The organism is Paenibacillus sp. FSL P4-0081 (assembly GCF_000758565.1).
Classification (GTDB): Bacteria; Bacillota; Bacilli; order Paenibacillales; family Paenibacillaceae; genus Paenibacillus_AQ; species Paenibacillus_AQ phytohabitans.
In genome coordinates, this window is the sequence record NZ_CP009280.1 from 1,770,712 (window position 1) to 1,784,314 (window position 13,603).

Sequence of the window (13,603 nt, forward strand, 5' to 3'; positions counted from 1 at the left end):
GGCACCCGGTCCGTCCGGGAAGAAAGGTGGGAACAGCATGGCTCTACATAATCATCACGGTGCGTTCAGAGTTCCGGAGCTTGCGGTTCCCGGCAGCGGACACGGAACTCTGTATGGCTTAAGCTTCACCGTTAAAGATGTATTCGCGGTAGCCGGACACCGTTCATCCGCCGGCAACCCGGACTGGCTGCGCACCCATGAACCGGCGGCTGCCCATGCTCCGGCTGTGAGCAGGCTGCTGCAAGCCGGAGCTGCGCTGCGCGGGGCGGCCCATACGGATGAGCTGATGTACAGCTTGGGCGGGGAGAATTATCACTACGGCACCCCGGTGAATCCGCACGGGGAGGGCCGGATACCCGGCGGCTCGTCTAGCGGTTCAGCGGTGGCGGTGGCCTCCGGCAGTGTGGATTTTGCTTTAGGCACAGATACCGGAGGCTCTGTCCGTGTCCCTTCTGCCTATTGCGGTGTATACGGCTTTCGGCCAACGCATGGAGCGGTTGATATAGAGGGTGTAATCCCGCTGGCCCCGGGGTTTGATACGGTAGGCTGGATTGCAGGCAGCGCGGAGTTGCTGCTGAAGGCTGGTGAGGTGCTCTTGGGACAGCCCGTGAGCGTGGAGGATCAGCCTGGTGAGATCCAAATGGGCAAGCAGACGGATGCTCAAACCGGTGAGCCAGCCGATATGAGGAACGGTATGAGGAACGATATGAGGAACGGTAGGCAAGCCGAGCCGCACAACATTAAGCCAAGCGGTACGCAAACCGGCAAGCAAACCGGCAAGCAAACCGACAAGCAAACCAATACGCACAGGCTGTCCCGGATGTTCATCCCGCCGGAATGCTGGTCATTAGCCGGTCAGGAGTGCGGCGGCTATCTGAAGCTGGGACTGAATAGGCTTCAGACAGGTTCCGCATTGCAGACTGCCGTGATGGAGATTGCCCCGGAAGGCTTGAAGACATGGATGGATGTCTTCCGTGAACTTCAGGGCGCCGAGATATGGGCAACGCATGGCGCGTGGATTGAGCGGGAGCGGCCGGTCTTCGGACCGGATATTGCCGCCCGGTTCACTTGGGCGGCGGGGCTGGCCGGAGCGGACCACAGCGGGGCCCGCTCCTTGCGCAGGGAGTTCACGGAGCGGCTGCGGGGGCTGCTCGGGAATGACGGCTGCATCGTCATCCCGACCGTGCCCGGCCCGGCGCCGCTGCGCGGCGGAGATCCCGCGCAGCTGGAGCTGAACCGCAGCGGCGCCATGATGCTCAGCTGCATTGCCGGACTGGCCGGGCTGCCGCAGGTTACACTGCCGGTGGCGGGACCCGGCGGCCTGCCGCTTGGACTGTCCATTATCGGCGGGTATGGGCAGGATCTCGAACTCCTGTCATGGGTGCAGGAGGAATGGGAGCGGTGATACTCTGAGTACTGGGAGAGTAAGAGAGTAATAGAGGAATAAGAAGAATGTGCTGACCATGTGGACGATACTTAAGCAAACGGGCAGCCGCAGAGTGAACCGGACTCAGAAGACCCTATTTTTCCCAAAAACCTGTTATTCTGCCGGTTGCGGACTCAGGAGCCCTTATACTCTGATTTGGAGCTCAAAATGAGGAGAAAGTGGTTACTTAAGGGCATCTGTGTCCGCATAACCTGTGAAATGCTGTAATCCGTCCCGATAAAGGCTCTCCAGTCCGTAACGCTTCACGGCTATCGGTTTCAGACCTTTAGCTAATTGGCCAAACCGGTGTTATTGCCGCCGGATCATCCTGGAGGCAGCGCCAGCGGCTGCGTACAGCCCAAACATAAGCCATATTAATATGGCACTACACATAGAGCAAGCTCTAGTTCTCCCTGACGGAGAATCAGGGCTTTTTTCATATTGAACATCCTATCAAAATCTTTACTGAGGCCTTACAGATGGCCATTCACCGATAATTTGGTTTTTTACCAGCAACCCAATCGTTAAAATTCTGTGACTTACGTGATATTACCTAACATTCATGGTTTATATTTTCACTTTCCTCTTTCCATGAAGGGTCATTTTATCTATAATGTTACATAAAGTAACATAAAGAAGAATTGAAGAAGATGAACCTATAGAAGGAGGGATGGCATGCATCTTACGGTTGAAGAAGCGTTGTCCATTTATCCTTTATCTGAAGCGAAACTCATTGCAGGCTCCAAAGGGAAACACAGGATTGTCAAATCCATCAACGTGATGGATGCCCCGGATATCTCGGATTGGATCAAAGAAGGGGAAATGCTGCTGACTACCGCCTATCTGATCAAAGACAGTCTCGAGGATGCCTCGGCACTGCTGCAGACGCTGAACCGCCGCGGATCGGCGGGTCTTGGCATCAAGCTGGGCCGTTTCTGGGATGCGGTGCCGGAGAAGCTGATTGCCGAAGCGGAAACGCTGAATTTCCCGCTGATTGAGCTGCCGTTCCAGTTCACCTTCTCCGATCAGATGAACGGCTTGTTCCGCGCCGAACTCTCGCGCAGCACAAGTGTGCTGCAGGCCATTATGGAGAAGCAGCGCAAGCTCATGCGCTTCGCCCTGCGTTCCGGGCGCAGCCGTCCGCTGCTCGAATCGGTCTCTGAGGTTATCGGCTATCCGCTGGCGGTGATCAGCGTCCGGGGCGCTACGGTCTTCAATAACTCCGGTTATTCCGACAGCCAGCTGCTGGAGGGCTGGCCCTGGCAGAACCGGAATCAGCGCTTCCGCATGGGTGAGTGCTCGGGATACCGGATTCCTCTGATGCAAGGCGAGAAATGCTCGGGTTATCTTCTGTACTGCAGGATTGATCCATTGCTGCTGCCGGTCGAGGAAAGCCTGTTCATCCAGGGTGCTGAACTTATTTCATATCATATCCATGCCGGGTTTGAGGATTATTTCGAGCATGCCGAGCACCGGGAATTCAGCGGGCTGCTGCGGCGTTGTCTGAACGGCGGGCTGTCGTGTGCGGAGCTGTCCCAGGCGGCGCTTAAGCTGGATGTGCAGCTGCTGCAAGCCCCGTTCCAGCTTCTGCTGACCGACGTAGCCGCTGCTGGGGAAGCAAGGCAGGCTGAGCTGCTGCGGCTGAAAGAGGAATATCTGGAGCATCCGGTGCTGCATGGGCTGCAGGCGGTTCATTTGATAATGGAAGAGGGATTGCTCTCCCTCTATCCGGCAGGCCCGCTAGCCCCGGAGCAGTTCCGGGAGCTGATTAATGAATGTTTTCACAATCTGAAGTTTGATAAAGGCTATTATCCGCGGGCTGCCGTCAGCGGGGTGAAGGTGAAGCCGGAAGGGCTGAAGGAAGCTTTTGCCGAGATTAAGGAATGTATGGGGGTGGTCCAGCAGTGGGGGGCACACGGAAATGTGGTGCATTACCGGCAGCTTGAGCTCCATCTGTTGCTGAACCAGATCCCGGCGGAGACGATGGAGAGATACTGCAGCGGCAGTCTGCGCGGTCTGCTCAGCCGTGAACCGGAATACGTCAAGGAAATGCTCCATACGCTGGAGGTCTATCTGGATAATGACGGCCATGTGAATGAAACTGCGAAGAAGCTGTTTATCCACCGCAATACCGCCACTTACCGGATTGAGAAGCTTAGTGAGCTGCTGGATGTCGATTTCAAAAAAATCAATGATCTCATGAGGCTGAAGCTGGTATTCCTGTTCCGCAGAATGCTGGAACGTGAATAGCTGTAGTATGCCTACAAATTAACGGAAGGAGTGGAGTGCACTTGAAAGTAGCCGGAATCTATCTGGCGGCAAGCCGGAGCAAGGAAGCAGTTGCCGGGAGTGGTTCTCTGAAGCAGCCGGGTGGAATAACGCTTGGAGCAGCCACGCTAAGTGAGCTGGAGCGGTGCGGTCTTGATCCGCTGATTGTGGTGGTCCGGGCAGATGATCCTCTGAAATGGATGCCTCCCGCCAGTTCCCGGAGCAGCAGACGTACGGAGACCTGCCTGACGGCTCATTTAGGGCTGTCCTTCTCTCTCCGTTGCGGCCTGAATGCCATTTCATCGCTGCAGCCTGATGCCGTTGTCATCGCTCACGCGGATCAGCCGTTTATTCCTGCGGCGCTGGTGAACCGGCTGACGGATGCCTTTGAGCAGAATCCCGGACTCGACTATGTGGCAAGCATAAATGAAGGTGTGGTGAATCCCCCTGTGCTGTTCGCACAATCTGTGTTTCCGGAGCTTCAGGCACTGGACGGCGATAGGGGGTTATCGGCTATTTTTCATTCTCCCGGCTACAAGGGAATGATGCTGCAGAGTGATTCCGAACGGGATTTCACGGATGCGGAGCTGCCGGTCAGCTTTGGGGAGATTCGCAGAGAATGGAGTGTGCCAAGGGACAACTGACAGCAAAATCGCCATTTTCCAAAATTATGTTAGGGAATATCACATATTTTAAGCATAATTCAAGGTATCCTAGTGCACAAAACACAAAAACGACAGCGATTCTTATAAAATGACACAAAGCTATGTTATATAAATTTACGTAACTGCTGTGTCTCAGTATAGTAGAGATACATTAATGGCTGGAGCCATTAGGAGAGATATCCTGGAGGAGGAGAATTATGAAAAGAAGGGGTCAGGGATTTAAATTCAGCCTGGTAACCATGTTCCTGTTAGCGGTGGTTCTGACGGGGTGCGGCAACAACAATACGGCGCCCGACACGAATGGGGCGGCTACTGAGGCGCCTGCGGCAACGAATGCGGCAGCAGCCACAGAGGCAGCGGCAACAACAGAGCCGGCAGCAGAGAAGCCGACGGTTGCTTTTGTATACATCGGGCCTCCGGGTGACGGCGGGTATACGTATCAGCATGATCAAGGCCGCCTATACATGGAGAAGGAATTGGGCATTAAAGCGGATTTCGTGGAAAATGTACCGGAAAGCGCCGATGCGGAACGCATCATCACTGAACTCGCCCAGAATCATGACATTGTCTTCACCACAAGCTTCGGATATATGGATTTCACCTTGAACGTAGCCGGTAAATTCCCTAACGTGAAGTTCCTTCATGCCTCCGGTTACAAAACAGCCGATAACATGGGTACTTACTTCGGCAAAAACTATCAGGCAAGTTATCTGTCCGGTATCGCGGCAGGCAAAATGACGACAAAAAATCATCTTGGTTATGTTGGAGCCTTCCCGATCAGCGAAGTTATTTATAACCTAAATGCTTTTACCCTGGGAGCACAAAGTGTAAACCCTGATGTCAAAGTGGATGTAGTATGGACCAACACCTGGTATGACCCTGCTACTGAACGTCAGGCGGCAATCAGCCTGCTGGATAAAGGCGCAGATGTTCTGCTGGCTTACCAGGATTCACCGGCTACGCTGCAGGCTGCTGCAGAACGCGGAGCTTTTGCCGGAGGAAATGACTCTGACATGAGCAAATATGCACCGGACAACTATTTGACCAACCCTGTATGGAACTGGGGCCCTTATTACGTAAAAGCCGTTCAATCCGTTATGGATGGAACCTGGAAGAGCGAGCAGTACTCCGGTGATATGGCCGATGGTATGGTTGAGCTTGCGCCGTTCGGCAGCAAGGTTCCGGATGATGTGAAGCAACTGGTGGAAGATGCCAAAGCCAAAATCATCAGCGGAGAGCTGGATGTATTCACCGGCCCGATCTCGGACAACAAAGGAAATGTAGTGGTTCAAGACGGCCAAAAGCTGACGCTTGAAGAAGTGCTTTCCATGAACTGGCTGGTTAAGGGTGTAGAAGGTACCATCCCGCAATAACAGCAGCTTTGAATTGAATACAGCACGGCCTTATGGGTGGGGCGGGTTCCGTATGTCGGAATCTTCCCCACCCGTACTACAACTATAAAGGAAAGGAGCTTCCCACAATGCAGGACCATTCGGTTGAAATGCGCGGGATAGTGAAGAAGTTCGGTTCTGTAACGGCCAGCGATCAAGTCGATTTTTCGGCAAATGCGGGTGAGATTCACGCGCTGCTTGGTGAGAACGGAGCAGGAAAAAGCACAGTCATGAGTATGCTGTCAGGTGTGTACAGGGCGGATGCGGGGGAGATCCTCATTCACGGCAAACCAGCCAAAATCCGTTCTCCGAAAGATGCGGCACTCCTCGGGGTAGGCATGGTATTTCAGAACTTCAGACTGGTGCAAAGTCTCACGGCAGCGGAGAACATCGTGCTTGGCGAAAAGTCGTCTTTCTGGCGTGGCAGCAAGTGGATCAAGCATAAACATGAAGAGATTGAGGCGCTTGGAGAACGGTTTGGCCTCAAATTTCCGGTTGACCGGCCGATCTGGCAGTTGTCTGTCGGTGAACAGCAGCGTGTTGAAATCGTCAAAACCCTGTACCGGGGTGCAGATATTATTATTCTTGATGAGCCGACCTCGGTGCTGACACCGGGAGAGGCGGAGCAGCTGTTTGAAACCCTCAAGGTGATGAAGCAGACGGGGAAGACGGTAATCATGACGACCCATAAAATGAAGGAGGTCATGGCTTCCTCCGACCGGATCTCGGTGATGCGCAAAGGGAAAATGATTGCTACTCTGGAGACGGCCAAGACGGATGAGCTGGAGCTGGCCCGGCTGATGGTGGGCAGAGAAGTCACGATCAGCCGTCAGGAGCGCGAGGCTACAGCAGGGGAACCGTTGCTGGTTGTTAAGGACCTGGATGTTGCTGCCGATCACGGGCGCAAAGCGCTGGATGCTCTGTCGCTCACCGTACGTGAAGGCGAGATCGTAGGGGTGGCCGGTGTCGCCGGCAACGGTCAGAAGGAGCTGGCCGAGGTACTGACCGGGCTTAGAACGTGGAAGACGGGCGAGATTATTTTTGACGGCAGTCCTGTAAAAACAGCCTCGGTAAGAGGCGCCATCGATTCGGGAATCTCGCATGTGCCGGAGAACCGGATGAAGAGCGGTCTGGCCGGACGCCTGGGCTCCGTCGATAATCTGCTGTTCAAGTCCTACCGCAGTAATGAGCATTCGAAATTCGGCTTCCTGAAGGCTGCGAAGAACCGTTCCTGGTCACAGGAGCTGGTCCGCCGCTTCAATGTGAAGACACCGGAGCTGGATACCCCGGTGCAGCAGATGTCGGGCGGAAACCAGCAGAAGCTGCTGTTCGCCCGCGAGGTCAGCCACCAGCCGAAGCTGATGGTTGCCGTTCATCCGACCCAGGGGCTGGATGTCGGCGCTACAGCCGGTGTCCACGAGCTGCTGATGGAGCTGCGGAGCTCCGGCAGCGGCGTGCTGCTGATCTCTGAGGATCTCGATGAGCTGCTGCAATTGTCTGACCGCATTCTGGTCATATACAACGGTTCAATTATAGGTGAAAGCGATCATGAGCATGCGGACCGGGAACAAATCGGACTGATGATGGCCGGAATCCGGAACATGGAGGGGAGCGCCGTATGAGTCCGGATACTGGAAGCAATACTGCAGTGCTGGAGCCCTCACCGGGGAAAAGCGGGAAATGGTACTCCCTCAGGCTGGAATACGATTCAAGCCGTACCCGTTCACCGTGGTGGACGCCTGTTCTGTCAGTTATTCTGGCGCTGCTGCTCTGTGCGGTGTTCATTGCCGCCAATGGCATGAGCCCGCTTGTGGTATACGAAAAAATGTTCCGCGGAGCCTTCGGAACCTCCTACGGCTTCACAGAAACCATGGTAAAAGCTATTCCGCTATTGCTATGCGGACTTGGTATCGCGGTGGCCTACCGGATTTCCGTCTGGAATATCGGGGCGGAAGGCCAGCTGACTGTAGGTGCTATGGCGGCTACAGCGGTAACGATTTATTTCCCTGATCTGTCTTCGTTCTGGTCAATCACACTAATGCTGGTCTTCGGTACGGCGGCCGGGGCATTGTGGGGTCTGATGACCGCCGTTCCGCGGACGCATTTCGGTGTCAACGAGCTGATTACGTCGCTGATGCTGAACTATGTGGCTCTGCTGGCTCTGGACTATGTGGTCTTCGGACCGTGGAAGGACCCGAAGGGCTTCAACTTCCCGGGTTCACCTATGTTCACCGCTGCACAGTCGCTGCCGGTTCTGGGAAGCACGCGGCTGCATATCGGGCTGATCTTCGGGCTGGTGGCCGTCCTTATCTATTATCTGATGATCAAATTCACCCGCTGGGGTTATGAGCTGCGCCTGATCGGTGCCAACCCAACAGCTGCCCGCTACGCGGGGATTCATATCAAGAAGCATATCATTATCGTCATGCTGATCAGCGGCGGCCTGGCCGGTATTGCCGGCATGGCTGAGGTCTCGGGGGTTACACATAAGCTGATGCAGGGGATATCACCCGGTTATGGCTATACGGCAATCATCGTGGCTTGGCTTGCCAAGCTGAACCCGCTGGGTCTGATTGTCACCTCCGTTCTGTTCGGCGGCCTGATCGTCGGCGGGTATAGTGTACAGACCATCGGACTGCCTTCGTCCATATCGGAAATGCTGCAGGGTGCGATCCTGTTCTTCCTGATTGCCGGCGACATGATTCACCGTTTCCGCATCCGCCGGAGCGCATAACAGCATTCGCTTAGAGAAGGGAGTTTACCCATGGATTTCACTACACAGTTATTAATAGCCGCCATATCCGCCGGAACACCGCTGCTGCTGGCTACACTGGGAGGCATTCTGACCGAACGGGCCGGAATCATTCAGCTCGGTGCGGAAGGGCTGATGCTGATGGGGGCGGTGACGACCTGTATCGTCTACATACGCAGCGGGAATCTGATCCTTGCCCTGCTCGCAGCTGTGGCCATTACTGCGCTTCTGGGTATGGTACATTCCTTCCTTACAGTTACCCTCCGGGCGAACCAGACAATGTCAGGTCTTGCCATGACGCTGTTCGGCAGCGGACTCAGCGCCTATCTCGGCAAGTCTATCAGCGGTATTCCGCTTCCGGGCACTTCACCCAAGCTGGATCTGGGGGCGTTGAAGTCGGTTCCGGTGATCGGGGATATTTTCGGCCGGATGGATTATCTGACCTGGTTCAGCCTGCTGCTTGTGCTGGTGCTGCATCTGCTGATCCACCATACCTCATGGGGGCTGCATCTGCGGGCAGTCGGAGACAATCCGGCTACAGCGGATGTCATGGGCATCCGTGTACAGCTGATCCGCTATGGCTACGTTACAGCCGGAGCTGCACTGATTGGTCTTGCCGGGGCAGACATGGTGCTGGCCTATGCACCGACCTGGAATGAAGGCCTTACGGCCGGCCGGGGCTGGATCGCCGTCGGGCTGGTGATTTTTGCCAGATGGAATCCGCTGCGTGCGCTCTTCTGCGCATATTTCTTCGGGGCACTCGATTCCCTGGGCTTCCGGATACAGCTGCTGGGCAGTGTGGTGCCGTCTTATTTCCTCAAAATGATTCCTTATGTCGTTACGATTCTGGTTCTGATGTATCTGGGATACCGCAACCGCAACAAGCCTTCCGGCACGCCGGAATCGCTGGGAACACCTTATGTCCGTGAACAGCGGTTCTGAGTTGCTGAATGCTGCATAGAAGGTACAATATAAGATAGTAAGTTTACGCGAGCAGGAAGTACTATAACTATCACGCGGATTTATGGAGTAACACAGGTATGGTCCATTTCATGCAGTTCGAACATCTTAAATCACTGAGAGATCGGTACTTCAGGTGCTGATGGCAAAGTAGATGGCTTGAATGCGGAAATGGGCTTTTTTTACCCTAAAGAATGTTTGAATTTAAACTATGCAAATTAGATGGATGGAGGATGAGCCATTGAATACACCTGCGGATATTGTGACACTGGAACAGATCAACAGCATGGGACAACCGGAATTTGTAGAGAGCCTTGGAGGTATATTCGAACATTCGCCCTGGGTTGCGGAAGGCGCCTATAGTGAGCGTCCGTTTGAATCCGTGCAGCAGCTGCATGACACTATGGTTGAAACGGTGCGTAAGGCGGATCGTAGCCAGGTACTTGCGCTGCTTAGAGCCCACCCTGATCTGGCAACAAGGCTGCAGGTCACTCCGCTATCGGCGGCAGAGCAGCAGGGGGCCGGTCTGGACCGGCTGACACCGGAGGAATTCAAGCAGCTTACGGAGCTGAATGCCGCCTATACCGAGAAATTCCAGTTCCCGTTCATTCTGGCTGTGCGCGGCAAAAATAAAGATGACATCATTAACGCCATCCGTGATCGGGTGGACCGCAGCCTGCAGGAAGAATGGGATCAGGCGCTGCAGGAGATCGGCAAGATTACCCGTTTCCGGCTGGAGGATCTGCTGGCGGAGGCATAGGACATAGTGCAAGAGGCCTCATATCCGATCCGCACTCTACAGCATACTTGCTTCTAACAAATCAGCAGGAGGTGTCGTTCATGACCGGAACCAGCGGCTTAATCCTTAGTATGGAGAGAAGAATGAACAAAAAAATAAGCAAAAGGCACAGCAGTCAGTATGCGGGAAAAAACGCAGAAATGCTTCTGCCGGAATCGGAAATCCGCTGCTTCAATAGATGCAGGCTTGGAGGATACCTGTCATGAGCGGGCGGTTAACGACTCATGTGCTGGACCTGTCGCTAGGGAAGCCTGCAGCGGGCATGTCGCTTCAGCTATGGAGATTCGGTGAGGTAATGCCCGCGCTGATATGTGAGGCTGTCACGAACAGTGACGGCAGATTGGACGCTCCCCTGCTGGCAGGGGAAGAGCTGCTGGCCGGAAGCTACGAGCTGGTCTTCATGGCCGGCGACTACTTCAGGAGTGCTCAGGCGGGTGCTGGCGGTGAACCGGTAGGGAGTGGCAGCATGTTCCTTGAGCATATCCCGATCCGCTTCAACATTCCGGACCCGGCAGAGCATTATCATGTGCCGCTGCTGGTTGCACCGGGAGGATACAGCACATACCGCGGCAGTTAAATGTAACGATACAAATACGAATACCATTACGAATACCACTAGACTGGAGGTGGCCGTTTCATGGAGGAATCCTATGAGCTTATTATCAGGAATGGGGATGTTGTACTCCCCGGAGAAGTCCGTAAGCTGGATATCGGTGTGAAGGACGGCAGAATCGCTGCCCTGGGCGAAGCGCTGCACGGCTCACCTGCCACTACAATTATTGATGCAGCAGGACAATATGTGCTCCCCGGCATGATTGATATGCACGTTCATTTCAATGAGCCGGCGTTCGGCCATTGGGAAGGCTTCCGCAGCGGATCGGCTTCCCTTGCCGCTGGAGGCTGTACCTGTTATGCGGATATGCCGCTGAATGGTAATCCGCCGACTGTAAATATAGAAGCACTCCGCTTGAAGACAGAAGCTGCAGCCGGGAATTCGGCGGTGGATTATGTGCTGTGGGGCGGACTCGTGCCCGGCAATCTGGAGGACCTGGAGGAGCTGGCGGCGGCAGGTGTTACCGGCTTCAAGGCGTTTATCTCGAATCCCGGCGGTGAAGGCGAAGGCCGGTTCCGCGAGGTGGATGACAATACCCTGTATCAGGGAATGGTCCGCATCGCCGCAATCGGCGGCATTCTCGCCCTGCATGCGGAGAGTGAAGAGATGACCTCGGCGCTCGGAGCAGCTGCACTCCGCGAGGGGCGGAGCACTGCGCGTGATTTCGCCGCCTCCCGCCCGCCCGAAGCGGAGCTTGAGGCTGTTGCCCGGGCACTCCTATATAGTGAACGGACCGGCTGCCGGCTGCATTTCGTGCACATTAGCACCTCCGCAGCCTTGGAGCTGATTCACGAGGCCAAGCAGCGGGGGCTGGATGTGACAGCGGAGACCTGCCCTCATTATCTGATTCTGAACGAGGACAGCATGGAGGAGCTGGGGCCGCTGGCGAAATGTGCTCCGCCGCTGCGCAGCAGCGGGGAGCGGGAACGGCTGTGGCATGCGGTGGCTGCGGGCCTGGTGGATCTGATTGCTTCGGATCATTCCCCTTGTCCGGCGGAATTGAAGCTGGCGCCCGGCTTGTCTTTTTTTGAAGCCTGGGGAGGGATATCGGGGGCGCAGAGCAGTCTGGAGCTGATGTTCCACGAGGGTGTCCAGGTGCGCGGCCTGCCGGTCACACAGATCTCTGCGCTATTGTCGGAGCTGCCTGCCCGGCGTTTCGGGCTGGAGCAGTGCAAAGGCTCCATCGCTCCGGGGCTGGATGCCGATCTGGTGCTGCTTGACCCGAATGCGAATTATACCCTGCAGGCGGAAGATTTATATTACCGCCACAAGCATAGTCCTTATGCCGGTATGACCTTATCCTGCAAGGTAACGGCAACCCTCTCCCGCGGCAATGTGGTTTATACCGCCGGAGAAGGCCTTGTTGCAGCGGATGGCGGTGAATGGCTGCGGATCTCCAGCCGCCAGCCGGCCCGGTGAAGCTGCCGGTCCGGCATGTCCCGGCCGGAGAGATGCTGAAGCTGCTGGATGAACTCGCAGCCTTCAGTGCTCCCGGCCCGGGGGTTACCCGGCTGCTGTACACGCCGGAGTGGTACCGGGTCCAGCATTTTTTGCAGGAGAGAATGTCTGGATTCGGACTTGAGGTCAGAACGGATGAGGTCGGAAATGTATACGGCAAGCTGGCCGGATCAGTGGTAACGGATAAAGTAATTCTAACCGGCTCACATATCGATACGGTGGTGAACGGCGGACGTTATGACGGTGCTTACGGAGTAGCTGCTGCTGTAACTGCACTGCATTATCTGCAGATGACCTTTGGCCAGCCGCTGCGGACGCTGGAGGTGGTGTCCTTTTGCGAGGAGGAGGGCAGCCGCTTTCCGCTGACGTTCTGGGGTTCCGGCAATGTTACAGGGCTCTACGACGGGAGTGAGCGCGAGAATTGTGCAGACGGCGAAGGGGTAACGCTCGGAGCGGCGATGGCTGCCTGCGGTCTGGGCGGCAGCATTGAAGCCTCCGGAGCTAGCCATTATAATACTTCAGAGAGTGGCGGCACTGCCTTCGGACACAGTCCGGTCCGCAGTGATATTGCCGCCTACGTTGAACTGCATATTGAACAGGGGATTATTCTGGAACGGTCGTTCCAGGAGATCGGGGTGGTGCAGGCGATCGCCGGTCAGCGGAGATACAAGGTCAAGGTGTGCGGCACAGCCAATCATGCCGGAACAACGCCGATGGGATTGAGGCAGGATGCACTGGCAGGCAGCGCAGAAATGCTGCTGGCACTGGAGCGTTCCGCTGTGGCAGAAGGGGACCCGCTGGTGGCAACAACGGGCAGGCTGGAAGTCTATCCGGGGACGCCGAATGTCATTCCGGGCGAAGTGCAGTTCACGCTGGATATCCGGCATAGCGAAGCCGTGACACTGGAGCGCTTTTGCTTAGGGATGCTTGATAAGTTCACAGCGATTGCCGGCAGGCGCGGTCTGATTCTGGAGGTGCTGCCTCTGCTGGCTACAACTCCTGCACCTATGGATACGGAGCTATGCCTGTCGCTGGAACAAATCTGTGTGGAGCAGGGGCGGTCGTACCGGAGCATGGTCAGCGGGGCGGGGCATGATGCCCAGCTGTTCGCACCGCGCTGCCCGTCGGCAATGATATTCGTGCCCAGCCGGGGAGGGGTCAGCCATTCTCCTGATGAATATACGTCACCGGAAGAGCTGGCTGCGGGACTCGAAGTACTGACGGCAATCTTATATAAAATGGCTTATACAGAGAACTGAAGCTCAGGGGGT

At 55.6% G+C, this 13,603-nt stretch carries 11 protein-coding genes; all 11 read left to right on the forward strand.

Annotated elements, in window-relative coordinates; genetic code table 11:
- The first annotated feature begins 37 nt into the window (after positions 1–37).
- The 11 genes from P40081_RS39240 (at position 38) to P40081_RS07730 (ending at position 13,591) form a co-directional block, all read left to right on the forward strand.
- Entirely contained in the window at positions 38–1,405 is a 1,368-nt protein-coding gene (locus P40081_RS39240) for an amidase family protein (protein ID WP_042134509.1), read from the forward strand.
- A gap of 696 nt (positions 1,406–2,101) precedes the next feature.
- Positions 2,102–3,676: a PucR family transcriptional regulator gene (locus tag P40081_RS07685; protein ID WP_042134510.1), complete on the forward strand. Its 1,575-nt coding sequence runs from the start codon at positions 2,102–2,104 to the stop codon at positions 3,674–3,676.
- A 41-nt stretch (positions 3,677–3,717) separates the two neighbouring features.
- Positions 3,718–4,338: an NTP transferase domain-containing protein gene (locus P40081_RS36240; RefSeq protein ID WP_052421713.1), complete on the forward strand. Its 621-nt coding sequence runs from the start codon at positions 3,718–3,720 to the stop codon at positions 4,336–4,338.
- A gap of 218 nt (positions 4,339–4,556) precedes the next feature.
- The gene (locus tag P40081_RS07695; RefSeq protein ID WP_042134512.1) at positions 4,557–5,732 is read left to right on the forward strand and encodes a BMP family ABC transporter substrate-binding protein; all 1,176 of its coding nucleotides are present in this window, start codon (positions 4,557–4,559) and stop codon (positions 5,730–5,732) included.
- 107 nt (positions 5,733–5,839) lie between these two features.
- Positions 5,840–7,372, forward strand: coding sequence for an ABC transporter ATP-binding protein (locus P40081_RS07700; RefSeq protein ID WP_042134514.1), 1,533 nt, complete (start codon positions 5,840–5,842; stop codon positions 7,370–7,372).
- On the forward strand, positions 7,369–8,484 hold the full coding sequence (locus P40081_RS07705) for an ABC transporter permease (protein WP_144026223.1): 1,116 nt from the start codon (positions 7,369–7,371) through the stop codon (positions 8,482–8,484). The genes P40081_RS07700 and P40081_RS07705 overlap by 4 nt, the downstream gene beginning before the upstream one ends.
- Before the next feature lie 30 nt (positions 8,485–8,514).
- Positions 8,515–9,444, forward strand: a complete 930-nt coding sequence (locus tag P40081_RS07710) for an ABC transporter permease (RefSeq protein WP_042134515.1) — start codon at positions 8,515–8,517, stop codon at positions 9,442–9,444.
- 259 nt (positions 9,445–9,703) lie between these two features.
- Complete coding sequence (gene uraD, locus P40081_RS07715) at positions 9,704–10,222, forward strand: 2-oxo-4-hydroxy-4-carboxy-5-ureidoimidazoline decarboxylase (RefSeq protein WP_231575304.1); 519 nt, start codon at positions 9,704–9,706, stop codon at positions 10,220–10,222.
- A 241-nt stretch (positions 10,223–10,463) separates the two neighbouring features.
- Positions 10,464–10,838, forward strand: coding sequence for a hydroxyisourate hydrolase (gene uraH / locus P40081_RS07720; protein ID WP_042134519.1), 375 nt, complete (start codon positions 10,464–10,466; stop codon positions 10,836–10,838).
- Positions 10,839–10,898: 60 nt separating this feature from the next.
- Positions 10,899–12,293 carry an allantoinase gene (locus P40081_RS07725; protein ID WP_042134520.1) on the forward strand — a complete coding sequence of 465 codons (1,395 nt, stop codon included), beginning with the start codon at positions 10,899–10,901 and terminating at the stop codon, positions 12,291–12,293.
- Positions 12,257–13,591, forward strand: coding sequence for a Zn-dependent hydrolase (locus tag P40081_RS07730; protein ID WP_042134521.1), 1,335 nt, complete (start codon positions 12,257–12,259; stop codon positions 13,589–13,591). The genes P40081_RS07725 and P40081_RS07730 overlap by 37 nt, the downstream gene beginning before the upstream one ends.
- Positions 13,592–13,603 lie beyond the last annotated feature (12 nt).